The organism is Rhodoferax sp. OV413, from assembly GCF_945881795.1.
GTDB lineage: Bacteria > Pseudomonadota > Gammaproteobacteria > Burkholderiales > Burkholderiaceae_C > Allorhodoferax.
Genome location: NZ_CAMCVG010000025.1, coordinates 1 through 25,656, shown reverse-complemented (window position 1 = coordinate 25,656; position 25,656 = coordinate 1). Strand labels below are relative to the sequence as shown.

Genomic DNA, 25,656 nt, shown 5'->3' with positions numbered 1-25,656 from the left:
AGCTGGCCGTGGCTCCACGTATCGTTGCCCGCGAGAATCTGGCTTTGTGGCACCGGATCGGAAGTGCGTTGTATTTGGCGCAGTGGTTGTGCTCGCTGTGGGTGATGCGCTGCATGGTGGCGGCACAGTCCGCGAAACAAGTAGTCAATCACTCAGGCGCCCGCACTGACGCCCAGACATAAAAAAACCGGACGCAAAGCTCCGGTTTTCAACGAGAAGAAAAAGCAGAAAAAGCAGAAAAGACAGGAGCCGGAGGCCTTAAAGGCAGCCCAGTTGGGCTCAGGTTTGGCTGCGCTTCTTGATGCTGGTGGGTGGCTTCGGCTTGGCGCGTTTGATGTTGCCGCCGGGGGTGAGGCGCTGGTTGCCAAGCACACGCAGGGTCTTGACCTCGGGCCGTTGGCCGGGGCGGCCGAACTTCAACACCTTGAAGTCGCGCGGGCCGGGCATGCGGTCTTCGTCGACCGTTTTTTCCTTGGCGGGCTTGGGCCGCCAGAGCACCAGTAGTTTGCCGATGTGCTGAATGGGCGCAGCGTTGAGCTCGTCGGCCAGGGTTTTGAACATCTCGTCGCGGGCAAGGCGGTCGTCAGAAAACACGCGCACCTTGATCAGGCCGTGGGCGTTGAGGGCGGCGTCGATTTCTTTTTTGACGTTGGCAGTCAGGCCATCGCCGCCGACCAGGACCACCGGGTCGAGGTGGTGGGCTTCAGCGCGGTGTTCTTTGCGCTGAGCAGGAGTCAATTGGATGTGGGGCATGGGGGTATTATGTCCTCGGCGGGGGATGGCTGGCGCCTAGCGCTGGCGAACAGGAACTATGAGCATCAAAAAGAGCAGCAGCAAGGTCAACAAAGCATGGTTGCACGACCATATCAACGACCCCTACGTCAAACTGGCCAACAAAGAAGGCTATCGCGCCCGTGCGGCTTACAAGCTCAAGGAAATTGACGAAACCCTGCACCTGGTCAAGCCCGGGCAATTGGTGGTGGACCTCGGTTGCACGCCGGGCGCCTGGAGCCAGTACCTGCGCCGGCGGATGTCGCCGCAGGGCGCTGCGGCGGGCGAGATGAACGGCACCATCATCGGGCTTGACCTTTTGCCCATGGAGGCGATCGAGGGTGTGACCTTTATTCAGGGCGACTTTCGTGAGGCCGAAACCCTGGTACAGCTCGAGACAGCGCTGGCCGGGCGCAAGGCCGATTTGGTCGTCTCTGACATGGCGCCTAATCTTTCGGGCATTTCTTCGGCCGATGCCGCGCGCGTGGAATACCTGGTGGAACTGGCCATCGAATTTGCGCAGAGCCACATGAAGCCGCAGGGCGCCCTGGTTGCCAAGGTGTTCCATGGCGGCAGCTACAACGCGGTGGTGCAGAAGTTCAAAGAGACCTTCATCACCGCCAAGCCGCTCAAGCCCAAGGCTTCGCGCGACCGCTCGTCCGAAACCTTTCTGGTGGGCCTGGGGCTCAAGGGCGTTTAGGCGGTTTGGCGGCAATTCCTTGTGGTTTATAGGGGTCGGCAATTCTTAAAAGGTGCTCTTAGCACTTGAAAGGCCTAAAATCAAACCTACTTACACGAGGCATGGGCCCTTGTGTCCTTCTGGGAGCTTCGCTTGAACAATCAGTGGTTTTCTAAAGTTGCGGTGTGGTTGGTGATCGGCTTGGTGCTCTTCACCGTTTTCAAGCAATTCGATTCCCGTGCTACCGCGTCCGGAACCGTCGGCTATTCCGACTTCCTGGAGCAGGTGCGCAACAAGCAAATCAAGAGCGCGTTGATTCAGGAAGGGCAGGGCGGCACCGAGATTCTGGCCATCACTTCCGACGACCGCAAAGTCCGCACCACCGCAACTTACTTGGACCGCGGCCTGGTGGGCGACCTCATCAATAACGGCGTGAAGTTCGACGTCAAGCCCCGCGAAGAAGGTTCTCTGCTCATGACCTTGCTGGTGAGCTGGGGTCCTATGCTGCTGCTCATTGGCGTCTGGGTTTATTTCATGCGTCAGATGCAGGGCGGCGGTAAGGGTGGAGCCTTCAGCTTCGGCAAGAGCAAGGCGCGCCTGCTGGATGAAAACACCAACACCGTGACGTTCGCTGATGTGGCCGGCTGCGACGAAGCCAAGGAAGAAGTGAAGGAAGTCGTCGACTTCTTAAAGGACCCTTCCAAGTTTCAAAAGCTCGGCGGGCGAATTCCGCGCGGCTTGTTGCTGGTGGGCCCTCCGGGAACCGGCAAAACCCTGTTGGCCAAATCAATTGCCGGCGAGGCCAAGGTGCCCTTCTTCAGCATTTCGGGCTCTGACTTCGTGGAAATGTTTGTCGGCGTGGGAGCCTCCCGCGTGCGAGACATGTTCGACAACGCGAAGAAAAATGCCCCTTGCATCATCTTCATCGATGAAATCGACGCCGTGGGCCGCCAGCGTGGCGCAGGCCTAGGCGGCGGTAACGACGAGCGCGAGCAAACCCTCAACCAGATGCTGGTGGAAATGGACGGCTTTGAGACGAACGTAGGTGTCATCGTGGTGGCCGCCACCAACCGTCCCGACATCCTGGATGCCGCTTTGCTGCGCCCGGGCCGGTTTGACCGTCAGGTCTACGTGACGCTGCCCGATATCCGCGGCCGCGAGCAGATTTTGAATGTGCACATGCGCAAGGTTCCTTTGGGTCAGGACGTGAGCGCCAGCGTGATTGCCCGCGGCACCCCCGGCATGAGCGGTGCCGATCTGGCAAACCTGTGTAACGAGGCTGCGCTGATGGCGGCCCGCCGCAATGCGCGTCTGGTGGACATGCAAGACTTCGAGAAGGCCAAAGACAAAATTCTGATGGGTCCGGAACGCAAGAGCATGGTGATGCCGGAGTCCGAGCGCAAGAACACGGCCTACCATGAGTCCGGCCATGCATTGATCGGCAAGCTGTTGCCCAAGTGCGATCCGGTTCACAAAGTGACCATCATTCCCCGTGGCCGTGCCCTGGGGGTGACCATGAGTCTGCCCGCTGCGGACCGTTACTCCTACGACAGCGAGTTCATGCTCAACCAGATCAGCATGTTGTTTGGTGGCCGCATTGCCGAAGAAGTGTTCATGAAGCAAATGACCACCGGCGCCTCGAACGACTTTGAGCGTGCCACCCAGATCGCCCGCGACATGGTCATGCGCTACGGCATGACCGACGCTCTGGGCCCGATGGTCTATGCCGAAAATGAAGGTGAAGTCTTCCTGGGTCGCAGTGTCACCAAGACAACCAACATGAGCGAGCAGACCATGCAAACTGTGGATCGCGAGGTGCGCCGCATCATTGACGAGCAGTACGCCTTGGCCCGCAAGCTGATTGAAGACAACCAGGACAAGATGCACACCATGGCACGGGCCCTGTTGGAGTGGGAAACCATCGATAGCGACCAGCTGGACGACATCATGGCCGGCCGTGAGCCCCGCCCGCCCCGGGACTGGACGCCCCGCACGCCGTCCAGCAACAGTGGCGACGGAAGCGGCGGTACGACACCGCCGGTGTCGCCCGAGGCCGCCCCCAACGCGGCATAAGTTGTAGAGTAAACACAGATTCACAGGGCCCGAGGGCCCTGTGGTGTTTGGGAGCGAAGCACCCGCATGCATTGGAAAACGACCCGTTTTTCCATCGACCTGAGCCAGCCCCGGGTGATGGGAATCGTCAATGTCACGCCCGACTCATTTTCTGACGGTGGGACGCACTCCAGCGCCGAAGCCGCCATGGCCCACTGCGACACCCTCCTGCGGGAGGGCGCAGATATTCTGGATATCGGCGGCGAATCCACCCGGCCAGGTGCGCCACCCGTGAGCGCCGAGCAGGAATTCTCCCGCGTGCTGCCGGTGCTGCGTCATGCACTCACCCTGGGTGTGCCGGTATCAGTCGACACCTACAAACCCGCGGTCATGCAGGCGGCGCTTGATTTGGGGGTGGACATCATCAACGACGTCTGGGCGCTGCGCTGGGCGGGGGATGAACGGGGCCTGACCGGCCGCGATGTTGTCGCAGCGAGCCCCGGCTGTGGGGTGTGCCTGATGCACATGCACCGCGACCCGCAGACCATGCAAACCGCCCCCATGCAGGGCGATGTGGTGCCACAGGTGCTATCGTTTTTAGAGCTGCAGACGCAATATCTACGGGGGCTAGGGGTCGATAAGACCCGAATTTGCTTGGATCCCGGTATCGGCTTCGGTAAAACCGTGGACCAGAACTTTGCGTTGTTGGCGCGGCAGGCGCAGGCGGTACCGGCAGGTTATGCGGTGCTGGCGGGCTGGTCGCGCAAGTCGTCGTTAGCGGCGGTGAGTCTTGCGCCTGGCGAGCAGGCCGCCGGCATGAACACCGACCTGCGCCGCGCGCCCAGTGTGGCTGCCGCCTTGCTGGCCGCGCAGAACGGCGCCCATGTGCTGCGGGTGCATGATGTGCGCGATACGGTGAGTGCGCTCAAGGTACTGGCCGCTATGCGGGCGCAGCAAAGGCCGGCATCGACAAAGGTTGAGCTGCACCAGGGCCCGCGCGCCCAAACCTAATTCAACAAAACCAAGGGAGAACCCATGTCACGACAATATTTCGGCACCGACGGCATCCGCGGCACCGTGGGGCAAGCACCCATCACCCCCGACTTTGTGCTGCGTCTGGCGCACGCGGTGGGCCATGTGCTTAAGGAAACCGAGGCGCGGCCGACAGTGCTCATCGGCAAGGACACACGTATCTCCGGCTACATGCTGGAGAGTGCGCTTGAGAGCGGATTTAACTCCGCCGGCGTGGATGTGGTGCTGCTCGGCCCGCTGCCCACCCCCGGCGTGGCCTACCTCACGCGGGCGCAGCGGGCGTCTCTTGGCGTCGTGATCAGCGCCAGCCACAACCCGTTTGCGGACAACGGCATCAAGTTTTTCAGCGCGGCGGGGTCCAAGCTGCCGGACGCCTGGGAGCTGTCAGTAGAAGCTGCCCTGCAGCGAGCGCCAGTCTGGGCTGCGTCCGCGCAGCTGGGCAAGACCCGCCGCCTCGATGATGCGGCGGGTCGCTACATTGAGTTTTGCAAAAGCACTTTTGCCAACGACCTGACCCTGAAGGGCATGAAAATCGTGGTGGACGCAGCCCACGGCGCGGCGTATCACATCGCACCCAAAGTCTTTCACGAGCTGGGCGCAGAGGTCATTGCCATCGGTTGTTCGCCCGATGGACTCAACATCAATCAGGGCGTGGGTGCCACCCACCCCGAAGCGCTGGTGCAGGCGGTAAAAGACCACCATGCCGACTTCGGCGTGGCGCTGGACGGTGATGCCGATCGCCTCCAGCTGGTGGACGCCAGCGGCCGCCTCTACAACGGCGACGAGTTGCTCTACCTGATGGCAGACGACCGTCTTGGCCGCGACGAGCATGTGCCCGGCGTGGTTGGCACGCTGATGACCAATATGGCAGTCGAAGTGGCCCTGAAGGGGCGTGGCGTGCAGTTCGTACGGGCCAAGGTCGGCGACCGCTATGTGCTCGAAGAGTTGGAAAAGCACAAGTGGCTTTTGGGCGGTGAAGGCTCGGGCCACCTGTTGGCGCTGGACAAGCACACCACCGGCGACGGGCTTGTATCCGCGCTGCAGGTGCTGCAAGCCTGTGTGCGCAGCGCTAAGACCATGGCCGAGCTGCTGGCCGGAGTGACCTTGTTCCCGCAAACCCTGATCAACGTGCGCCTGAGCCCCGGGCAGGATTGGAAAAGTAATCCGCGCCTTGCCGCCGAAACCCAGGCCGCCGAGGCCGTATTGGGCGACAGTGGGCGCGTGTTGATTCGCGCCAGCGGCACCGAGCCTTTGGTGCGGGTGATGGTCGAAGCACGCGATGCGGCTCAGGCCCAACATTGCGCCCAACGCATTGCCGACACTTTGAAGGCCTGAGCCTGCTTCGCCGGGCGCGCTGGCTACTGCCGGGAGCACGAGCCGCGCAGCTTGCCGCTATTGGCTCGTCTGATTCACCCGTTGCATCAGTTGCTCCGCGCTCTCTTTGCGTTCGCTGTAGCGATCCACCAGGTAGTCGCAAGCGTCGCGGGTGAGCAGGGTGAACTTCATGAGTTCCTCCATCACATCGACCACGCGGTCAAAGTAGGCCGAAGGTTTCATGCGGTCGTCGTCGCCAAACTCCATGAACGCCTTGGCCACCGAGCTCTGGTTGGGGATGGTGACCATGCGCATCCAGCGGCCCAACACGCGCATCTGGTTCACTGCGTTGAAGCTTTGCGATCCGCCGCACACCTGCATCACCGCCAGCGTTTTACCCTGCGTGGGGCGCACGGCGCCGATTTGGAGCGGAATCCAGTCGATTTGCGTTTTCATGATGCCGGTCATGGCGCCATGGCGCTCGGGCGAAGTCCAGGCCATGCCTTCGGACCACTGCGTTAGTTCGCGCAGTTCCTGCACCTTCGGGTGGGTCTCGGGCGCGTCGTCGGGCAGGGGCAGGCCGCCGGGGTGAAAGATGCGTGTCTCGGCCCCCATGGCTTGCAGTAGGCGGGCCGCCTCTTCAGTCAGCAAGCGGCTGAAAGACCGCGGGCGCAGCGAACCGTAGAGCAGCCCAATGCGCGGAGCGTGTGCCGAAGGCGCCGGACGCAGCGCCGAGGTGTCAGGAAGCCGGAAGTGGGCCAGGTCCAGCTGGGGCAGAGCCTTACTTAATTCAGACACGTTCACCCCTGTCATTCACGACTACTTCGCCGTCTTCTTTGCTGAACGCTGCTAGTTGGGCGTTGGGCAATATGTCCAGCACCAGCTCTGAGGGGCGGCAGAGGCGGGTCCCCAAGGGCGTTTCGACGATGGGGCGGTTGATCAGAATCGGGTGCGACAGCATGAAGTCCAGCAGTTCGCCGTCGGACCATTTCGGGTTGGCCAGGTCGAGCTCAGCGTAAGGCGTGCCTTTTTCGCGCAACAGCGGCCGGGGACCGGTTCCCATGGCAGCCAGCAGCTCTTGCAATCGGGCCTTGGTCGGCGGGTTTTTGAGGTATTCGATGACCGTGGGCTCGGCGCCGGAGTTGCGAATGAGGCCCAAGGTATTGCGGGAGGTGCCGCAGTCGGGGTTGTGGAAAATGGTGATAGTCATTTCGTGTCTTTCTCGATGTGAAGTGCCCCAGCCAAGCCTACGCCGAGCAAAGCGCCCACGGATTGCGCCAGCACGAATCCGAAGGCGCTCGCGGGCGCAATGCCGGCAAAGGTGTCGCTGAACATGCGGCCCCAAACCGCGGCGGGGTTGGCAAACGAGGTGCTGGCAGTAAACCAGTAGGCCGCGCCGATGTAACAGGCCACCAATGCGCTGGCCTTGCCCGGCGGCGCGCGAAGAATAGTGAACAGCAGCCCGCCTGTGGCGACCGCCTCAGCCAGCCACTGGCCCCAGCCGGTGAATTGGCCCGCCGCATCCCAACCGCCGCGCAGGTGCTGGCTGAAGTGCAGCAAGGGCAACTCAAACATGGCATTGGCCAGGGCCGCACCCGCGACTGCGCCACAGAGTTGCGCCGCTATGAAAAATATAGCTGTTCGCGCTTGATTGACGGGGGCTAGCTGGCTTTTTGACCACATAAGCAGGGTAACCAGCGGGTTAAAGTGCGCACCGCTCACCGGCCCCAGGGTTTCAATCAGCACAAACAGCGCAAACACGGTAACCAAGGTGTTGGCCAGTAGAGCCAGCCCATCGTTTCCGCCGCACAGCCGCTGGGCCATGATGCCCGAGCCGATGACCGCGCATAACAGCAGGGCGGTGCCGGCAAATTCGGAAAGTGCCTGTTGTGCCAGGCTGGGGCTCGAATGTGTCATCGAAGTTTCATGGGGCATGGGGGGATGGTATCGAAAAAACCATGTCTCCCTCGGCGAAGCTTCGCTACATATTTGTCACAAATTATTCACATATATGCCATGTTCGGGTCACCGCGAGTCCGCACACTTCACCGTATTGCGTATAAACAGAATAAAAGGATAGTGAATGACGTTTTCCGCAGCCCCTATTGCGCCAACCCCGGCGCAACCAGGCTCGCAGGACATCAGCCTGCCGCTGGAGTCGGCGTCTTCTGCGCCCACACCTGCATCAGGCAAAAGTGGCTTGGAAGTGCAATGGGCGCTCCACCAGGATGATGTCCGCGCTGCACAGCGACTGCGCTACGAGGTGTTTGCCGGTGAAATGGGCGCCCGATTGAGCACGCCGCTTCCCGGCCACGACATCGACCTGTTCGACAACTTCTGCGAGCACCTCCTGGTGCGCGACCGCGCCACCGGCCAAGTGGTTGGCACCTACCGCGTGCTCACCGCAGCCCAGGCCAAGCGCGTGGGCAGCTTTTACAGCGATACCGAATTCGACCTCACCCGCCTGCGCTCGATGCGGGAGCGCATGGTGGAGCTCGGCCGCAGCTGCGTGCACCGTGACCATCGCCATGGCGGCGTCATCATGGCGCTCTGGGGCGCCCTGGCCGAATTCATGGTGCGCAATCAGCTCGACACCATGATCGGTTGCGCCAGCGTGCCCATGCTTCACAACGGCATGGTCAGCGGCGACGTGGCAGCCAGCATCTGGCGTCAGGTACAGGTGACGCATCTGGCGCCTATCGAATTTCACGTCCGTCCCCGGCTGCCACTGCCGATTGATCAGTTGGATTCCACCCTCGATGTGGAGCCTCCCTCACTGATCAAAGGCTACCTGCGCCTGGGAGCCAAGGTGCTCGGTGCGCCGGCCTGGGATCCTGACTTCAACACCGCGGACTTGCCGATGCTCATGCGCATTGCAGATTTGCCGGCCCGATATCGCAAACACTTTCTGGGGGCATGATGCGCAACTCTTTCGATACCCTTGGCGCCAAGATGAATGACCTGATGGCCGCCGCCGACGGCCCCGATGCAGACGACGAAGTCAGCCATCGTCGTTTCCGTGCGGTCTTTGTGTCCGACATCCACCTCGGCACCCAAGGCTGCCAAGCCAAGCCGCTGCTGGACTTTCTGAAGCACCACCCCAGCGACAACCTGTATCTGATTGGCGACATCATTGACGGCTGGCAGCTCCGTCGTCGCTGGTTCTGGCCGCAAGCCCACAACGACGTCATCCAAAAGCTGCTGCGCCGCGCCCGTAAAGGCTGCCGTGTTGTGTTTGTTCCCGGTAACCACGACGAATTTGCCCGCGCCTTTGTGGGTCAGAATTTCGGCGGCATCGAGGTCCACGAGGACACCGTGCACCTGACCGCAGACGGCCGCCGCATGTGGATTACCCATGGCGACTACTTCGATGCGGTGATTCAGCGCGCCAAGTGGCTGGCCTATACCGGTGACTACGCCTACGAATTCACCCTGCGCATGAACCGTCATGTAAACAACCTGCGCGCACGCCTGGGTTTGCCTTACTGGTCGTTGTCTCAGTACCTCAAGCACAAGGTCAAGATGGCGCTGAACTACGTGACCGATTTTGAGCGGGCTGTTGCCGCCGAGGCCCGTCACCGGGGCCACGATGGCGTGATCTGCGGACACATTCACCGTGCGGAAATGCGCACCATCGACGGTACCCTGTATTGCAATGATGGGGACTGGGTCGAGAGCCGCTCGGCACTGGTGGAACACATGGACGGTACCTTGGAGCTGATCTACTGGTCAGACACCCCTGGCAAGCCTGCAGTGTCCCTGCTGCCTGCGCCCTTGCAGGCAGCGCACGCATGAAACTGATCCTGGTAACCGACGCTTGGTTGCCACAGGTCAACGGGGTAGTGACTACCCTGGTCGAACTCGTAGAAGAACTCAAGGGCCTGGGACACTCCGTCGAGGTCGTGCACCCCGGGCTGTTCCCCACACGGCCTTGCCCCGGCTTTCGGGGAATTGATCTCGCTTTGTTTTCGGGCAAGGCGATTGCCGCCCGGCTCGACGAAGCGGGGGTAGATGCCATTCACCTCGCCACCGAGGGGCCGCTGGGCTGGGCCGCAAGAAGCCATTGCCTCAAGCACGATCTGGCGTTCACCACCTCATACCACACCCGCATGCCCGAGATTTTGCATGCTGCCCTCGGTGTGCCCCTTTGGGCGGGCTATGCCCTGACACGGCACTTCCACAAACCCTCGTCTGGCGTGATGGTGCAAACGTCCGGCATGCTGGGCATGCTGGCGGACAAGGGATTTCGCAATCTGCGCAGCTGGGCGCACGGGGTAGACACCCAGTTTTTCCAGTACCGCGAGACCCCGCAGGTCCATCCCGCCCTGGGGGTGCTGGCGCGGCCTGTGTCCCTGTACGTGGGACGCATCTCCAACAAGAAGAATATCGAAGCGTTCCTGAAGCTCGATGTGCCCGGAACCAAAGTCGTGTGCGGCGTTGGTCCGCGAGAAAAAGACCTGAAGGACCGCTACCCCACGGTCCGCTGGATGGGCCTGCTGCCGCGCATGGAGTTGGCACAGGTGTACGCCGCGGCGGATGTGTTGGTGATGCCCAACCAGATAGAGACCTCCGGCTTGGTCATGCTTGAGGCCATGGCATCAGGTACGCCGGTGGCGGCTTTTCCGGTGCATGCCCCTTCAGAGGCCTTGGGTACGCCTCCCAAGGGCGGCGTGCTCCACAGAAACCTTGCCATCGCGTGGTACGGCGCCCTGAGCGTGCCTCGACACGAAGCGAGAAACCGCGCCCTCCAATTCAGCTGGGCCTATGCGTCTCTGATGTTCGCGGGACATCTGGTCCCGGCGCGTCCGGGTAGCCGCTTCAGCCGCAGTGCAACGGTAGGCATGGCCATCACCAAAATTTCATCAGAAACGTAAAAATCTGACATCATTCAGTCATTTGAGTAACGCCATGTTGACATCATTTCAGGAGCGCGCTTCCATTGCAGATCCACGGTTGCTGGACCGTGACCTCAGCCTCCTGGCCTTTAACGAGCGTGTGTTGAATTGGTCCGTGCGCTCAGACGTCCCCCTGATGGAGCGCCTGCGGTACTTGTGCATCGTTTCTTCGAACCTGGACGAGTTTTTCGAAGTGCGCGCCGAGCCCCATCTGAGCGCGGCTCTGGCGCAGGATGAGAAAGGTCAATACTCGACCGAGAGCTTTGACCGCCTGGCGGACGCACTGCATCAGCTGGTGGCGCGGCAGTACAGCATCTACAACGAATTGCTCATGCCGGCCTTTGCCTCCGAAGGCATTCGCATCGTGGCGCATGGCGACCGCACCGTGGCACAGCGCGCCTGGGTAAAGCAATACTTCGAGAAAGAAGTACGCCCTCTTCTGATTCCTGTGGGGCTCGATCCGTCTCACCCGTTCCCGCAAGTGGCCAACAAGTCGCTGAACTTCATTGTCCGACTTCGCGGCGAAGACGCCTTCGGCCGTGAGAACGAGATTGCCATTGTCAAGGTGCCGCGCGTGCTGCCTCGTCTTATTCGCATGCCCGGCAGGGTGGCGGGCAACAAGGCGCTGTTCGTGTCTCTGTCCAGTGTCATACGAGCGCACTTGGCTGATTTGTTCAAGGGTCGTGAGCTTTGGCAGTTCTCTCAGTTCCGCGTCACCCGCCATTCCGACTTGGCGGTGGACGAGGATGATGTGCAGAACCTGCGCATGGCCCTGCGACAGGGTTTGGAGCACCGCCACTACGGCCAGGCCGTGCGACTCGAAGTCTCCGCCGGCTGCTCGGAGCACTTGGCGGACTTTTTGCTCAAGCAGTTCGCCCTGCCCGACAAGTCCCTGTTCAGGGTGCAAGGCCCGGTGAATCTGGTGCGGCTGACCCAACTGATTGATTTGGTGGACCGGCCTTCCTTGTGTTTTGCGTCATACAAGCCGCGTTTCCCGGTGCAGATGCACCTCACGCGCTCCATCTTTGAGCAACTCAAAGAGCGCGACATCGTGATCCACCAGCCCTTTGAGAGTTTCGACGGTGTACTGGCCTTTTTACGCGAAGCGGTGCAGGACCCGAAGGTGCTGGCGATCAAGCAGACCATCTACCGCACAGGTGCCGACTCGGAACTGATGGACCTGTTGCGCGAAGCGGTACGCCGCGGTAAAGAGGTGACTGTGGTCGTAGAGCTCAAGGCCCGGTTTGATGAAGAAGCCAACATCAACTGGGCAGAGATGCTGGAGTCCATCGGTGCGCAGGTGGTCTACGGCGTGGTGGGCCTCAAAACCCACGCCAAGATGATGCTGGTGACACGGCGAGAAGGCAAGTCACTCAAGCGGTACGGCCACCTATCCACCGGCAACTACAACCCCCGCACCGCGCGCCTGTACACCGATATCAGCCAGCTCACCGCCGATGCCGGCATCACATCCGACATGGAGCAGGTGTTCGTGCATCTTGCAAGCCAGAACGAGCTGCCTAAGCTGCACAAGCTGTGGATGGCGCCCTTCCACCTGCACCAACAGCTCATTGAAAAGTTGGACGCCTGGGGCCAGGCTGCCGCCGCAGGCCAAGACGCGCGTATCGTCGCCAAAATGAATTCCCTGACCGACGAGGCCTTGGTACGCAGCCTGATTGCGGCGGGTCAACAAGGCGTAAAGATTGATCTGATTGTGCGCGGCGCTTGCATACTGCCGGCAGGTGTGCCGGGCTATACCGACAACATTCGTGTGCGCTCCATCATCGGGCGCTTCCTGGAGCATTCGCGGGTGTTCTATTTCCGTGTGGGCGAGGTGGAGGACATTTACCTCTCCAGTGCAGATTGGATGAACCGAAACATGGTTCGCCGGGTGGAGCTGGCCTGGGCGGTCACCGATGAGGCGCTGAAGCGACGGGTGATTGACGAGTGTCTGGTGGCCTACTTGCTTGACGGCGTTGATGCGTGGGACATGCAGCCCGATGGCAGCTATGCGCGGGCACGGCTGGACGGGCACCTCCTGCCCCACGGGGCGCAGAGGGCGCTGATGGACCGGTATGGCCGGCTGGAAATGAGTTAAAGGGAGGAACGGGACGTGGATCTGATCTTGTGGCGTCACGCGGAAGCAATCGATCTCGAGCTGGTAGGCGACGACATGCTGCGCTCACTCACAGCCAAGGGTGAAAAGCAGGCTGCTCGCATGGCTGCGTGGCTGGACCGCCAGCTCCCGGAAGGAGCCAAAGTCTGGGTCAGCCCAGCGACCCGCGCGGAGCAAACTGCCATGGCTTTAGAGCGCAAGTACAAAACGCATGCTGCGTTGGCGCCCCTGTGCGGAGTTGAGGATTTGTTGCAGCTTGCGCAATGGCCCCATGCCAAAGGCTGCGTCCTCGTTGTGGGACATCAGCCCACGCTGGGTTGCACCATTTCGAAACTGCTGGGTCTGGCAGAGGCAGAGTGCGCCATGAAAAAGGGCGCACTCTGGTGGCTGCGTTATCGCGAACGCGACGGTGTCGGCCAGACTGTGGTTGTCACCGTGCAATCCCCCGAGCTCATGTAGTCACTCGGGGGGAAGGCCGTTGCTTAGGCCTTCTTGCCCTTGGCAGGGCGGCCGGTTTTGAGGCTGGGGACGGACGCCAAAGCGGCCTTGAGTGCAACGTCAGACATACCTGCAATCGACTTCATGCCGGCGCGGATCAGTTCTGTCTTCTTCGCGGGGCTACCCAACTTGGCTGCGCGCAACTTCAGCACGTCCAGCACGTCGTACTCGTCTTTGGGGATGGTAAAGCTGTCTCGGACCATTTTGGGCTTCTTCGGTTTTTCGATTTTTGAGGCTGCAGCGCTGGCAGGGGTCTTTGCTGCTGCCTGAGCTGCTACAGCTTTGGTAGCAGGCTTGGCTGCAGTTTTGGCGGGAGCCTTTGCAGATGCTTGAGGCGCCGCTTTAGGCGCTGCTTTTGTAGCGACCTTGGCAACTATCTTTTCGGCCACCTTCACAGCCGGCTTTGCGGCGGCTTTGGCGGCCGTCTTGACAGATGGGGCCTTTGCCGCTTTAGCGGCAGCTTTGGGTGCCGTTTTGGCTTGGGCAGCTGCCGGGGCGGCGCTTGTGGTGTTGGTGGTTTGTTCTGTAGATGTCACTGAGGCACTCCTTAAATAAACGGTATATATAGTTTATAGCGTTTTCTCCAAAAAGTGAACAGGCGTGTGTTTTGTGGATGCATTGCCTCTGAAAGTCACTCTCGTGTCACCCCTATGTCACCCATCGGATCGATACTTTTTTTATCACAATTTGTCGTTCGGACGCTTTATGCCATCAGCCCCGTTGCAGCCTGCCGACGTTCCCACCTCGACAGGACTGTCGCGTGAAGCCTTGCGGTCGGTCATCACAGACCACGCGCTCTCCCCGGTGTTTCAGCCCATCGTCAAGCTGGACGATGGCAGCTTTTATGCTCACGAGGCCCTGATTCGAGGCCCGCAGGGTTCTGACTTCTATATGCCTGAGGCATTGTTCGGTTCCGCAGCGGCGGCGGGCATGAGCTTCGACCTGGAGATTGCCTGTATCGGCGCGGTGCTCAAGCAGTGGGGGCGGCTCAACACAGCGGGAAGGCTGTTTGTCAACATCAGCGCTGACGTGATGATTTCCGCCATGGAGCAGCACGGTGTGGAAGGCCTGTTGCGTTGGATTCAGGAGTGCAATGTCACGCCGCGTTCGCTGGTTCTTGAGATCACCGAGCACGACAGAGTTGAAAACATGGACCGGTTGGCCGAGGTGGTGGAGCAGGTGCGTTCAATCGGCCTGAGCCTGGCTCTGGATGATTTTGGCGATGGGCACTCCAGTTTGCGTTTGTGGTCGCAACTCAAGCCCGAGGTGGTGAAGATCGACAAGTACTTCATCCGCAACCTCAGCGCCGACGGCGACAAGCTCAAGACCATTCAGGCGCTGCAACAAATTGCATCTATTTTCGGCAGTGCCCTGGTCGCTGAAGGCGTGGAGAACGCTCAGGACCTGCGCATCTTGCGGGACCTGGGAATTGAATACGGACAAGGCTATTTCCTGGGCCGGCCGGAGGTCAACCCGCTCAAGACGCTGTTGTCTGAGCCTCGGCGTGTGCTTTCCGAGCGGCAGGTTGCGGTGTTCCCGGAGCTCGGGCGGCTCTCTCAAGGGGGACATTTGCGCAGCCTGTCCTTGATCAACGCGCCAACGGTAAACCCCAACACCAGCATCGATGACCTGGCGCGCATCTTTATGGAGGACTCTCAGTTGCACGCAATTGCCGTCACCGAGGGCGACCGACCGGTGGGCATCATCAACCGCGCTCAATTCATGAACGAATACAGCAAGCTGTATTACCGCGAGGTGTGGGGCCGTAAGCCCTGCTTCATCCACGCCAACCGTGAGCCGCGCCTGATTGAGCGGGAGCACAGTGTGGATGAGCTGGTCGGGATCCTGACTTCCCAGGACCAGCGCTACCTGAGCGACGGCTTTATCGTCACCGAAAACGGCAGTTACGTGGGGCTCGGAACTGGCGATCAGCTCGTGCGCTCGGTCACTGAAACCCGCATCGAGGCCGCCCGACACGCCAACCCGCTGACATTCCTGCCGGGCAACATTCCCATCACGCAGCACATTGAGCGGCTTCTGAAAAAGCAGGTCCGCTTTGTCGCCTGCTATGCGGACTTGAACCACTTCAAGCCCTACAACGACTACTACGGCTACTGGCGTGGAGACGAAATGATCCGGCTGTTGGCCCGCATTGCCATGGAGCAGTGCGACTCGCAGCGCGACTTTCTGGGGCACGTGGGCGGAGACGACTTCATTATTTTGTTTCAGAGCCCGGACTGGCTTAAGCGCTGCGAGCGGCTGGTGAACGACTTCGCAGAGCGCGCGCGGATGTTGTTTGACGAGGATGCCCGCACCGCAGGTGGCATCGAAGCGGAGGACCGGCACGGCGTGCGGCGGTTCTTCCCGTGTACTACCGTGTCTGTAGGCGCTTTGGTGGTTGACGGGGCTGTTGACTCAGGGGCAGAAGGGGTCGCCAATCTGGCTGCCATGGCCAAGCATGAAGCCAAATTGTCGCCCTCCGGTATCCATCAAATCGTGTTGAGCTAGAGCCCGTTCACCGTCAGGACCCACTGCGTTTTTTGCCACGAAAGCGCCTCTTCCCGCAGCAGGTGCGCGCTTTGCGGAAAGGCCGTTGCCCAGCCGCTGCGGCAGCTGAGTTGCAACTCCCGGCTACCCTGCGGGCCAGTCTGAAGGGTCATGCCCTCGAGGTCGGGGTCGCGGCGGGCGTGGCACAAAATCACTGCCAGACGCAGGCAAATCAATTGCAACACCAGGTCGTCCTGCATCAAGTCGGCCTCGATTTTCCGCAGCTTCCCGCGGTGTCCCAGCACCAGCAAGCTCAGGCGGTGCATTTCGGGCAAAGAGAAGCCGGCAGCGTCTGCGTTGTCCAGAATGTAGGCACCATGCTTGTGGTAGTCGCTATGCGAAATGTAGCTGCCGATCTCGTGCACTTCAGCGGCCCAGCTCACTTTGCGTAGCAGGCGTTGGGACTCTGCGGCATCAAAGTTGCCCAGGACCTGTTGCAGCAGTTGCGTGGCCACCTTGTCCACGCGGGCGCTGTGCGCTGTATCGACGTTGAACTTAGACGCCAGCCGCTGCACGCTCTTGGCGCGCAGGTCACCGTAGTCTCGTGCGCTGCCGGTCAAGTCGCAGATCAGGCCGTGGCGCAGTCCACCCACGGCTTGCTGCATCTCTTTGATTCCCAGCAGGCTGAAAATCGCTCGCATCACGCTCAGGCCGCCGCCGATAATGGCGCGGCGGTCTTCCCGCATGCCCGCAATACGCAGGCGGTCGGCATTTTGGGCACTGATCAGGCGCTCCAGCAGCCAGTCCAACCCATCCTGCGTGAGCACGCCCTGGTCCCATCCGGCGGCGGTCAAGACGTCGCCGATGGCGCCCACCGTGCCTGCCGACCCGTACGCCGTGTCCCACAGCTGGGGGTGGTAGGCGTCAAAGGCTTCGTCCAGCACTGCTTTGGCCGCAATTTCTGCAATTTCGAACGACTTGCGGCTGAAAGTCCCCTCAGGAAAGTAGCGCTTGGACCAGGCAATACTGCCCACCCGGTACGACTCCATGGTGCCGGGCACGATGCCGTTTCCCAGAATCAGCTCGGTTGAGCGTCCGCCGATGTCGATAACCAAGCGGCGTTCCGTGCTCGCGGGCAGCATGTGGGCCACCCCCTGGTAGATCAGGCGGGCCTCTTCGCGGCCGGAGATCACGTCGATCGGGAAGCCCAGCACGGCATTGGCTTTTTCCAGAAAAACGTCGCGGTTGCGCGCTTCGCGCAAGGTTTGTGTGGCGACGGCTTTCACTTCACTGGGCTTGAAGCCGGCCAAGCGTTCGCCAAAGCGGGCCAGGCAGTCCCAGCCGGCCTGCATGGCTGCGGGAGTCAGGTTGCGGTCTTCATCGAGCCCACCGCCTTGGCGGACGGTTTCTTTGATGTACTCGGTGCGCTGGAATTCGTTGTGTTCCACCCGTCCAATTTCAAGCCGGAAGCTGTTGGAGCCTAAGTCCACTGCAGCCAGGCGGGTTCCGTTATTCATGAGATTTCAGGTGAGAAGAGTGATTGGCAAGGTGGGAATGGTAACCCCGTGTGCGGCATGGGCAATTCAGCGGATTTCGGGCGCCAGGGTTCAGCGCAGTCAACGCAATAAACTATTTGCTATAAAAAAAATAGCTGCTAGCGCACATTTTACGTGCGCTAGCAGCCATTTGGCCGCTAAAAAGCGAGAGCTTACTTGGCGGGGGCTGGTGGCAGCAGCACGGCGTCAATGACGTGCACAACGCCGTTGGTGGCCATGATTTCGGGTGGTTGGCCCATGGCGTCTTCAACGGTCACGAACTCGCCAGCCTTAGACAGGGCCAGGTTCGAGCCTTGCAGGGACTTGACGTTGCCGTTCTTGACTTCGGCGGCCGCCAGCTTGGCGGGCACCACATGGAATGTCAGAACAGCCTTGAGCCTGTCAGGGTTGGCAGCCAGCTCGTCCAGAGTCTTGGCGGGAACCTTTTTGAATGCGTCATTGTTGGGCGCAAACACGGTGAAGGGGCCGGTGGCTTTCAGTGCGTCCACCAGACCAGCCTTAACCACCAACGAGTTCAGGGTGCTCAGGGAAGGCGTTGTTGCTATGGTTTCGGCCACAGTCACGGGCTGGGACACGGTCGCGCAACCGCTCAGGCCGACTGTCAGAGCGGCTACAACCAGAAGCGAACGGCGGGGCAGGGAAAGAGCGGGCATGAAGGACTCCAAAAAAGTTTTTGACCTGTGAGAGTAAGAATTTTTTGTGACATTCTCGTGAATTAAGTGTTCGCTTTGTGTTTCGGGATTACTGCGTGACGACTTCGCTTCTGTGGAGCTTCTGCTGAGCTTCTTTGACGGTTGCAAGTCGAAAAATCACAAAATTGTCACAAAAGTTTCTTAGAGTGCGTCGGTCTGCCTCCCCCAACCTCACCTTTAAGGGTTTATCCATGACATTGACTTTCCACCGTATCGCTCTGGCCGTCGCTGCCGGCGCCCTGTTTGCCGGCTCCGGCATCGTGTCTGCGCAAGAAATCACTGGCGCAGGTGCTTCTTTCCCCGCTCCTATCTATTCCAAGTGGGCTTCTGACTACAACAAAGCCACCGGCGTCAAGGTGAACTACCAGTCCATCGGCTCCGGCGGCGGTATCCGTCAAATCGACTCCAAGACAGTTGACTTCGGCGCGTCTGACCTGCCATTGACTGATGAAGTGTTGAAGACCAAGGGCCAACTGCAGTTCCCCACCGTTTTGGGCGGTGTGGTCCCCATCATCAACGTGAAGGGTATCGAACCCGGCGCAATGAAGCTGACCGGTCAAGTGCTGGGCGACATCTACCTGGGCAAGGTTTCCAAGTGGAACGACCCCGCTATCAAGTCTTTGAACCCCACCCTGAACCTGCCAGACGCAGCTATCGCCCAAGTGCGCCGCGCTGACGGCTCCGGCACCACCTTCATCTTCACGAACTACCTGAGCAAAGTGAATGCTGAATGGAAGTCCAAAGTGGGCGAAGGCACAGCCGTGAACTGGCCCGTGGGTGCCGGTGGTAAGGGTAACGAAGGCGTGGCCGCTTTCGTGGCTCGTCTGCCCAACTCCCTGGGCTACGTTGAATACTCTTATGTCAAGCAAAACAAGCTCAGCTACGCGGTAGTTCAAAACGCGAACGGTAACTACGTGAAGCCTGACGACGAAACCTTCAAGGCAGCCGCCGCTGGTGCCGATTGGTCCAAGACTTTCTACCAAATCCTGACGAACCAGCCTGGTGCCAACGCCTGGCCCATTTCCGGTGCTACCTTCATTCTGATGCACCTCAAGCAAGACAAGCCCGCCAATGCTTCTGAAGCGCTGAAGTTCTTCAACTGGGCTTACACCAACGGCTCCAAATCCGCTGAAGAACTGGACTACGTGCCTATGCCTCCAGCGGTGGTTGCTTCCATCCAAAAGGCCTGGGGCGACATTAAGGACGGCGCTGGCAAGCCCATAGCATTCAAATAAGTAGTACCAGTTCGTTCTTGAAGGAGGAATCCCCATGTCTTCAACTCTCGCTCATGGGGATTCCCCAGGCAAGTCGGCTGCGCAGCAGCAATCCCGTGCCACGATAAAACCGCCACCGATGAAACGCGCCCGCTCCGGTCCATTGGCGGACCGGATATTCGGCTACGCCGCCAAAGCGGCAGCCCTGGTCACTTTGCTGCTCCTGGTGTCCATTCTGGTCACGCTCACCATGAGCGCATGGCCGGCCATCAGCAAATATGGCCTGAGCTTTCTGACCAGCACCGTGTGGGACCCCGTTCAAGAAGAGTTCGGTGGTTTGGTCATGATTTACGGTACCTTGGCCACCTCCTTGATCGCCTTGGTGATTGCGGTGCCGGTGAGCTTCGGTATCGCCTTGTTTTTGACAGAGCTTTCGCCTTCGTGGCTTAAGCGCCCATTGGGTACTGCGATTGAACTGCTCGCCGCTGTGCCCTCGATTGTTTACGGTATGTGGGGTCTGCTGGTGTTCGGCCCTGTGCTGGCCACCTACGTGCAAGTACCCATGCAATCCTTGACACAGGGCATCCCCTATATCGGCGCATTTTTCTCCGGCCCTCCCGTGGGAATCGGCATTTTGTCCGCCGGCATCATCCTGGCGATCATGATCATCCCGTTCATCGCGTCTGTGATGCGCGATGTGTTCGAAGTCACTCCGCCCATCCTTAAAGAGTCTGCTTACGCCCTGGGTTCAACCACTTGGGAAGTCGTAACCAAGGTGGTTTTGCCGTACACCAAGTCTGGTGTTATCGGCGGCATCATGTTGGGACTCGGGCGCGCCATTGGTGAAACCATGGCTGTCACCTTCGTGATTGGTAACTTTAACCAGCTCGACTCCTTGAGCTTGTTCCAGGCCGCGAACAGTATTACCTCCGCGCTGGCCAACGAATTTGCCGAAGCCGGCGAAGGGATGCACCAGGCTGCCCTGATGTACCTTGGCTTGGTTCTGTTCTTCATCACCTTTGTGATTCTTTCTCTCTCCAAGCTCATGCTGGCACAACTGCGTAAGTCGGAAGGAACTAAGACATGAACGCGAATCTCGAAAAAGTGCATGCAGCGCGCTTTGCGCACCGCAACCGCATCAATTACCTTGCCACCGGCCTCTCCCTGGCAGCCATGGCTTTTGGCTTGTTCTGGTTGTTTTGGATTTTGTGGGAAACCGTCCGCCTGGGTGTTGGTGGTCTGGCGATCGCCACCCTGACCGAAATGACCCCCCCTCCCAATGAGTCGGGCGGCTTGGCGAACGCCATTTATGGCTCGGTCTTGATGGTGTCTCTGGCAACCTTTGTGGGCACGCCTATCGGCGTGATGGCTGGTATCTACCTTGTGGAATTCGACAGCAAGAGCTGGCTGTCTTCCACAGTGCGATTCGTGAACGACATCTTGTTGTCTGCGCCATCCATCGTGATCGGTCTGTTTGTCTACGCTGTGATAGTTTCCCGCTTCAAGAGCTTCTCCGGTTACGCGGGTGTGATGGCCCTGGCGCTGATCGTGATTCCGGTGGTCATTCGTACCACAGAGAACATGCTGCAACTGGTGCCGGCCGGTCTGCGCGAAGCCGCTTACGCTCTGGGTGCCCCCAAGTGGAGAGTGATATTGAACATCACGCTCAAGGCTGCCCGCGCGGGTGTCATTACAGGTGTTTTGCTGGCTGTGGCCCGCATTGCAGGTGAAACAGCGCCCTTGCTGTTCACTGCCCTGAGCAACCAGTTCTGGACCTCTTCTTTGAGCGAACCCATGGCCAGCTTGCCTGTGACCATCTTCAAGTTCGCGATGAGCCCTTACGAAAACTGGCAGCAATTGGCGTGGGCAGGTGTTTTCCTGATCACCCTGGCAGTTTTGGGACTGAACATTTTGGCCCGGGTTGTGACCCGCTCGAAGCTCTGATGCGCACAGCGCACTGAATTAAAGGAATACATCATGTCGAATACACCTAGCACACAGGCTCAGTCCAAGATTTCTGTTAAGAACTTGAACTTCTACTATGGCAAGTTCCATGCCTTGAAGAACATCAACATGGAAATTCCCGAAAAGCGCGTTACCGCGTTCATCGGACCTTCCGGTTGCGGTAAGTCCACCTTGCTGCGTATCTTTAACCGCATGTTTGAGCTCTATCCCGAGCAGCGCGCCGAAGGCCAAATTCTGCTGGACGGCGAAAACCTGCTGACCAGCAAAGAAGACGTTGCCTTGCTGCGTGCCAAAGTGGGAATGGTGTTCCAGAAGCCTACCCCCTTCCCGATGTCGATCTATGACAACATCGCGTTCGGTGTGAAGCTGTTTGAAAACCTGAGCTCCACCGACATGGAAGAGCGTGTGGAGTGGGCACTGCGCAAGTCCGCGCTGTGGAATGAAGTGAAGGACAAGTTGCACCAAAGCGGCTCCAGCTTGTCCGGCGGTCAACAGCAACGTCTGTGTATCGCTCGCGGTATCGCCATCAAGCCTGAAGTCATGTTGCTCGACGAGCCTTGCTCCGCGCTGGATCCCATCTCTACTGCCAAGGTGGAAGAGCTGATTGTGGAACTGAAGAACGACTACACCGTCGTTATCGTGACCCACAACATGCAGCAAGCCGCCCGTTGCAGCGACTACACCGCCTACATGTACCTCGGCGACCTGGTGGAGTTCGGCCCCACAGAACAAATGTTCTTCAAGCCTACCCGCAAGGAAACCGAAGACTACATCACCGGTCGCTTCGGCTAAGCCAAGGGAGACACTTCATGCCAGATAAACACTTGTCCGCGCAGTTCGACAGTGAGCTGACCTCGGTTTCCTCTCAGGTGCTTGAGCTTGGTGGTTTGGTGGAGTCGCAAATCCGCCAAGCTATCTACGCTCTGTCGCAATTCAGCGTCGAGGTAGCGGATGAAGTGTCTGTGCGTGAGGCTCGTGTCAATGCGATGGAAATCGAAATTGACCGTGAACTCTCCAGCATCATCGCGCGCCGCCAGCCCACGGCGCGCGACCTTCGCCTTTTGATTGCCATCTCGAAAACCACCGCCAATTTAGAGCGTGTCGGTGACGAAGCGGAAAAAATTGCCCGTATGGTGCGCTCCATCATCCAGAGCGGTGCGCCTCGCGGTTTGCCCTCGTTGGAGCTGCGAGTCGCGGCTGATCTGGCTTCCGGCCTGCTCAAAAAGGCTCTGGACGCATTCGCGCGTCTCGACGTGGTTGCGGCCGTTGCCATCTTGAAAGAGGATGACCTGATTGATGCCGAATTCGACGGGTTCGTGCGCAAGCTGGTGACTTACATGATGGAAGACCCGCGAATGATCTCCCCGAGCTTGGACTTGTTGTTCCTCGCAAAGGCTATCGAGCGCATTGGTGACCATGCCAAAAACATCGCTGAGTTCATCATCTATGTTGTGAAGGGCGAAGACGTCCGTCACTCCTCCATGGAAAAGATTGAGTCCGTTACCCAATGAAAACCATGCCCGCTGTTTTGGTGGTCGAAGACGAGTCGGCCATCGCTGAGTTGATTGCAGTGAACCTCCGGCACAACGGGTTCAGACCCCGTTGGGCTATGGATAGCGAGTCCGCGCTGCGTGAAATTGAATCGGCCGGGCCGGACTTGATTTTGTTGGATTGGATGTTGCCTGGCGAGAGCGGCTTGACCTTGGCCAAACGCTGGCGCGCCGACCCGCGCACCAAAGACGTTCCCATCATCATGTTGACTGCGCGGGGCGACGAGGCCGATCGTGTGGCGGGTCTGGATGCCGGAGCGGACGATTACATCGCCAAGCCCTTTTCTACCAAAGAGTTGTTGGCTCGCGTGCGTGCCGTGTTGCGCCGCAGAACCCCTGAGAATACTGGCGAAGCGTTGACCATTGCCGGTTTGACACTCGACCCCGCCACCCACCGGGTGTCTTTTGAAGACGTAGCGCTCAAGCTGGGCCCCACAGAGTTCAAGCTTTTGCACTACCTCATGGGCCATGCTGAGCGTGTCCACAGCCGCGCGCAGTTGCTTGACAACGTCTGGGGTGACCATGTTTACATCGAAGAGCGCACTGTCGATGTGCACGTGAAGCGCTTGCGCGAGGCGCTCTCACACGCCGGCTCCATGGTGGAGACGGTACGGGGCGCTGGCTACCGTTTAACAGCAAAACCCGCTATTCCTGTTTCTTCAGCCTCCCAGACTGCCGCTCGGGCCAGCGCCTGAGCGTCTACAGTTAGGGAATGCATTTTCGCGCTTTTTATTTTCTGCTGCTGCAGGTGGCCGGCGGGTTAGCCGGCTATGCGCTCTCCGGGCCACTCTCGCAAGGAGTTGCCGCGTTGGTGGGGGTGGTGCTGGCCAGCATGGGTTGGTTTATTGCGGACTCCATGCGCGCGATGCGGCTGATGCGCTGGTTGCAGTCGGATGAAACCACCGAACTTTCTGTGGGACGTGGTTTTTGGCGGGAGGTGGCGGACCGCACGCGCCGGCAGTTCCGTGCACGTGACCGCCGCGTCGCGGAGGCAGATACCAAGCTTCAAGACTTTCTCGCGGCCTTGCAAGCATCGCCCAATGGCGTTGTACTGTTGGATGCCAGCGGGCGCATAGAGTGGTTCAACCAAATGGCAGGAGAGCATTTTGGGTTAGACGCCCGGCGCGATATGCTGCAGCATTTCGGCAACCTGGTGCGCGACCCGGGTTTCGCCTCCTACTACTCCAGCCAAGATTTTTCTCAGGGTCTGCTGATGCCGGGCCGAGAAAACAGCGGCACCAAGCCTGTGCGGTTGGCCGTGCACCTGCACCCATATGGCGAAGGCCGTAATTTGCTTTTGTCGAGAGATGTCACTGCACTTGAGCAGGCCGACGCCATGCGCCGTGATTTCGTAGCCAATGTATCGCATGAAATTCGTACCCCTCTGACGGTGTTGGCCGGCTTTGTGGAAACTCTGCAGAGCCTGCCCTTGGACGAGGATGAGCGCCAGAACTATCTGGGGCTGATGTCTCAACAGGCTGAGCGTATGCAGAGCCTGGTGAACGATTTGCTGACCCTGTCGCGCCTCGAGGGCAGCCCCGCACCCTCGGGTACCGATCTGGTGGACATGGTTCAGCTCTTGCTGCAGTGCCAGCAGGAAGCACACAACCTGTCGGCACTGGTGTGGGGCCAGCCTCAGGAAATCAAGTTTCTGGTGGAAGATGCTGTGGCGGTGACCGGCTCGCCATCGGAGTTGCACAGCGCGGTGTTTAACCTGATCGGCAACGCCATCCGTTACACCCCCGCAAATAAGAGCATCTTGGTTCAGTGGAGCAAAACGCCCGAGGGAGAAGCCGAGCTTTCGGTGCAGGACACGGGCCCGGGCATTGCGCTCGAACACATCCCCCGGCTCACCGAGCGTTTTTACCGCGTAGACAGAAGCCGTTCCAGAGAGACCGGCGGCACAGGCCTGGGCTTGGCCATCGTGAAACACGTTGCCCAACGCCACGGTGCAGAACTGTCTATAGAGAGCACGCTCGGGCGGGGGTCTACATTCACTCTGCGATTCAACGCGTCCCGCTTGCGGCCCCAATAATGCGGGCGGCGGGCGGCGGGCGCAATGCTGACTGTTCGTTACCGCCGCTTCAGTATCCAGAACATTTCGGCCCCTGCAACCGGGTGCCGCACCAAGGTGTGCGCAGCCCAGATCTCGCGGTCTACGGCGGGGGATATTTCACCGGTGCTATCTGGCTCAGTGATCAACCACTGGCACTGGCGGGAGCGGCGGGCTGGGTAAAGTTCCAGCTGGCCGTACCACTGCAGGGCAGCAATGTGGGATGTGTCGAGGTTCAAAACGCTGGCGCATTCACCTGCTGCAATGACACTCCGGGTCTGGTTCACCATAGTGCGTGCGCTTTGCGCGAAGTCCAGCAAGGGAAGCCAGAGCGTCATCAATAGCAACCAGCACAGAGTTGCGCCGCCGGCGGGCAACACCAGGCTCTTCCAGATGGCAGCACGGTGCCGGCCTACCCGCCAGCGAACCAGGTAGGCCCAAGCCGCAGTTGCCAGGACCGCACAAAGAAACGGAGCGACATGAAAACTCGATTCAAAGCCAGGAGCCAGCCGGGCGACGTTGGTGGCGGGTTGGGGCGGCATGCCGGTTTGCATGGCCAGCCAGACCACCCAGATTACGAGCCCGCAACCGGTAAAGAAGAGGAGGGTGAACCAATCAATGAGTGCCGCCACTTGCCGCCGCAAGGTTGGCAGGGCGAAAGCCGCCATGGATGCGAAGGCAGGCAATGCCACCAGAAGGGTGCGGTCCGGTGCGCCGGAGAGCAACATGGCAATAACGGTGACGGTAATGAACCATGCAGGCAAGGACAGATGGCGGCTGAT

At 59.8% G+C, this 25,656-nt stretch carries 24 protein-coding genes and 2 pseudogenes; 18 read left to right on the top strand and 8 right to left on the bottom strand.

Annotated elements, in window-relative coordinates; genetic code table 11:
• Nucleotides 1-182 (top strand): annotated as a pseudogene (locus Q0O05_RS05125) (hypothetical protein); the annotation flags it as partial.
• Nucleotides 183-279: 97 nt separating this feature from the next.
• On the opposite strand, the gene Q0O05_RS05120 reads toward Q0O05_RS05125, so the two are convergent.
• The gene (locus tag Q0O05_RS05120) at nucleotides 280-753 is read right to left on the bottom strand and encodes a YhbY family RNA-binding protein (protein WP_293660897.1); all 474 of its coding nucleotides are present in this window, start codon (nucleotides 751-753) and stop codon (nucleotides 280-282) included.
• A gap of 58 nt (nucleotides 754-811) precedes the next feature.
• Here Q0O05_RS05120 and Q0O05_RS05115 point away from each other — a divergent pair, with 58 nt between their 5' ends.
• The 4 genes from Q0O05_RS05115 to glmM all read left to right on the top strand — a co-directional run bounded on the left by Q0O05_RS05115 (nucleotide 812) and on the right by glmM (nucleotide 5,869).
• Nucleotides 812-1,471, top strand: a complete 660-nt coding sequence (locus Q0O05_RS05115; RefSeq protein ID WP_293660895.1) for an RlmE family RNA methyltransferase — start codon at nucleotides 812-814, stop codon at nucleotides 1,469-1,471.
• Between the two features lie 132 nt (nucleotides 1,472-1,603).
• Nucleotides 1,604-3,523, top strand: a complete 1,920-nt coding sequence (ftsH, locus tag Q0O05_RS05110; protein ID WP_293660893.1) for an ATP-dependent zinc metalloprotease FtsH — start codon at nucleotides 1,604-1,606, stop codon at nucleotides 3,521-3,523.
• Nucleotides 3,524-3,589: 66 nt separating this feature from the next.
• Nucleotides 3,590-4,513: a dihydropteroate synthase gene (folP, locus tag Q0O05_RS05105; protein ID WP_293660891.1), complete on the top strand. Its 924-nt coding sequence runs from the start codon at nucleotides 3,590-3,592 to the stop codon at nucleotides 4,511-4,513.
• A gap of 24 nt (nucleotides 4,514-4,537) precedes the next feature.
• Nucleotides 4,538-5,869, top strand: a complete 1,332-nt coding sequence (glmM, locus tag Q0O05_RS05100) for a phosphoglucosamine mutase (protein WP_293660889.1) — start codon at nucleotides 4,538-4,540, stop codon at nucleotides 5,867-5,869.
• A gap of 57 nt (nucleotides 5,870-5,926) precedes the next feature.
• Here glmM and arsH read toward each other — a convergent pair whose 3' ends face one another.
• The 3 genes from arsH to Q0O05_RS05085 are packed head-to-tail and all read right to left on the bottom strand — an operon-like array spanning nucleotide 5,927 to nucleotide 7,783.
• Entirely contained in the window at nucleotides 5,927-6,661 is a 735-nt protein-coding gene (gene arsH, locus Q0O05_RS05095) for an arsenical resistance protein ArsH (RefSeq protein ID WP_293660887.1), read from the bottom strand.
• The gene (gene arsC, locus Q0O05_RS05090; RefSeq protein WP_293660885.1) at nucleotides 6,639-7,058 is read right to left on the bottom strand and encodes an arsenate reductase (glutaredoxin); all 420 of its coding nucleotides are present in this window, start codon (nucleotides 7,056-7,058) and stop codon (nucleotides 6,639-6,641) included. Before arsC ends, arsH begins: the two co-directional genes overlap by 23 nt.
• Entirely contained in the window at nucleotides 7,055-7,783 is a 729-nt protein-coding gene (locus Q0O05_RS05085; protein ID WP_293660884.1) for an aquaporin, read from the bottom strand. Before Q0O05_RS05085 ends, arsC begins: the two co-directional genes overlap by 4 nt.
• Before the next feature lie 148 nt (nucleotides 7,784-7,931).
• Here Q0O05_RS05085 and Q0O05_RS05080 point away from each other — a divergent pair, with 148 nt between their 5' ends.
• The 5 genes from Q0O05_RS05080 to Q0O05_RS05060 are packed head-to-tail and all read left to right on the top strand — an operon-like array spanning nucleotide 7,932 to nucleotide 13,318.
• Entirely contained in the window at nucleotides 7,932-8,768 is an 837-nt protein-coding gene (locus tag Q0O05_RS05080) for a GNAT family N-acyltransferase (RefSeq protein ID WP_293660883.1), read from the top strand.
• A gap of 44 nt (nucleotides 8,769-8,812) precedes the next feature.
• Nucleotides 8,813-9,643 carry a UDP-2,3-diacylglucosamine diphosphatase gene (locus tag Q0O05_RS05075; protein WP_293660899.1) on the top strand — a complete coding sequence of 277 codons (831 nt, stop codon included), beginning with the start codon at nucleotides 8,813-8,815 and terminating at the stop codon, nucleotides 9,641-9,643.
• Nucleotides 9,640-10,722, top strand: a complete 1,083-nt coding sequence (locus Q0O05_RS05070) for a glycosyltransferase family 1 protein (RefSeq protein WP_293660881.1) — start codon at nucleotides 9,640-9,642, stop codon at nucleotides 10,720-10,722. The genes Q0O05_RS05075 and Q0O05_RS05070 overlap by 4 nt, the downstream gene beginning before the upstream one ends.
• A gap of 34 nt (nucleotides 10,723-10,756) precedes the next feature.
• Entirely contained in the window at nucleotides 10,757-12,841 is a 2,085-nt protein-coding gene (gene ppk1, locus Q0O05_RS05065; protein ID WP_293660880.1) for a polyphosphate kinase 1, read from the top strand.
• Nucleotides 12,842-12,856: 15 nt separating this feature from the next.
• Nucleotides 12,857-13,318, top strand: a complete 462-nt coding sequence (locus tag Q0O05_RS05060) for a histidine phosphatase family protein (protein ID WP_293660879.1) — start codon at nucleotides 12,857-12,859, stop codon at nucleotides 13,316-13,318.
• Nucleotides 13,319-13,341: 23 nt separating this feature from the next.
• On the opposite strand, the gene Q0O05_RS05055 is transcribed toward Q0O05_RS05060, so the two are convergent.
• A complete protein-coding gene (locus Q0O05_RS05055) occupies nucleotides 13,342-13,893 on the bottom strand; it encodes a hypothetical protein (protein ID WP_293660877.1) in 552 nt (183 codons plus the stop codon).
• A 169-nt stretch (nucleotides 13,894-14,062) separates the two neighbouring features.
• On the opposite strand from Q0O05_RS05055, the gene Q0O05_RS05050 reads away from it, so the two are divergent.
• Nucleotides 14,063-15,865: a phosphodiesterase gene (locus tag Q0O05_RS05050; protein WP_293660875.1), complete on the top strand. Its 1,803-nt coding sequence runs from the start codon at nucleotides 14,063-14,065 to the stop codon at nucleotides 15,863-15,865.
• Here Q0O05_RS05050 and Q0O05_RS05045 read toward each other — a convergent pair.
• Together Q0O05_RS05045 and Q0O05_RS05040 are read right to left on the bottom strand one after the other, a co-directional pair.
• Nucleotides 15,862-17,361, bottom strand: a complete 1,500-nt coding sequence (locus Q0O05_RS05045; RefSeq protein WP_293660874.1) for a Ppx/GppA phosphatase family protein — start codon at nucleotides 17,359-17,361, stop codon at nucleotides 15,862-15,864. The genes Q0O05_RS05050 and Q0O05_RS05045 overlap by 4 nt on opposite strands.
• Before the next feature lie 191 nt (nucleotides 17,362-17,552).
• Nucleotides 17,553-18,053, bottom strand: coding sequence for a fasciclin domain-containing protein (locus Q0O05_RS05040; protein ID WP_293660873.1), 501 nt, complete (start codon nucleotides 18,051-18,053; stop codon nucleotides 17,553-17,555).
• Between the two features lie 230 nt (nucleotides 18,054-18,283).
• Here Q0O05_RS05040 and pstS point away from each other — a divergent pair, with 230 nt between their 5' ends.
• From pstS to phoR, 7 genes are read left to right on the top strand one after another with little or no spacing between them, the layout of a single operon-like run.
• On the top strand, nucleotides 18,284-19,327 hold the full coding sequence (gene pstS / locus Q0O05_RS05035) for a phosphate ABC transporter substrate-binding protein PstS (RefSeq protein WP_293660871.1): 1,044 nt from the start codon (nucleotides 18,284-18,286) through the stop codon (nucleotides 19,325-19,327).
• 34 nt (nucleotides 19,328-19,361) lie between these two features.
• Nucleotides 19,362-20,393 (top strand): phosphate ABC transporter permease subunit PstC, encoded by a 1,032-nt coding sequence (gene pstC, locus Q0O05_RS05030; protein WP_293660869.1) that lies wholly within the window; start codon nucleotides 19,362-19,364, stop codon nucleotides 20,391-20,393.
• Complete coding sequence (gene pstA / locus Q0O05_RS05025; RefSeq protein WP_293660868.1) at nucleotides 20,390-21,250, top strand: phosphate ABC transporter permease PstA; 861 nt, start codon at nucleotides 20,390-20,392, stop codon at nucleotides 21,248-21,250. Before pstC ends, pstA begins: the two co-directional genes overlap by 4 nt.
• A 33-nt stretch (nucleotides 21,251-21,283) precedes the next feature.
• Nucleotides 21,284-22,063 (top strand): phosphate ABC transporter ATP-binding protein PstB, encoded by a 780-nt coding sequence (gene pstB / locus Q0O05_RS05020; protein WP_293660866.1) that lies wholly within the window; start codon nucleotides 21,284-21,286, stop codon nucleotides 22,061-22,063.
• 17 nt (nucleotides 22,064-22,080) lie between these two features.
• Complete coding sequence (phoU, locus tag Q0O05_RS05015) at nucleotides 22,081-22,782, top strand: phosphate signaling complex protein PhoU (RefSeq protein WP_293660864.1); 702 nt, start codon at nucleotides 22,081-22,083, stop codon at nucleotides 22,780-22,782.
• The gene (gene phoB / locus Q0O05_RS05010) at nucleotides 22,779-23,516 is read left to right on the top strand and encodes a phosphate regulon transcriptional regulator PhoB (protein WP_293660862.1); all 738 of its coding nucleotides are present in this window, start codon (nucleotides 22,779-22,781) and stop codon (nucleotides 23,514-23,516) included. The genes phoU and phoB overlap by 4 nt, the downstream gene beginning before the upstream one ends.
• 17 nt (nucleotides 23,517-23,533) lie before the next feature.
• A complete protein-coding gene (gene phoR, locus Q0O05_RS05005; RefSeq protein ID WP_293660860.1) occupies nucleotides 23,534-24,856 on the top strand; it encodes a phosphate regulon sensor histidine kinase PhoR in 1,323 nt (440 codons plus the stop codon).
• A gap of 38 nt (nucleotides 24,857-24,894) precedes the next feature.
• Here the strand turns inward: phoR and Q0O05_RS05000 are convergent.
• Nucleotides 24,895-25,656, bottom strand: a pseudogene (locus tag Q0O05_RS05000) (hypothetical protein); the annotation flags it as partial.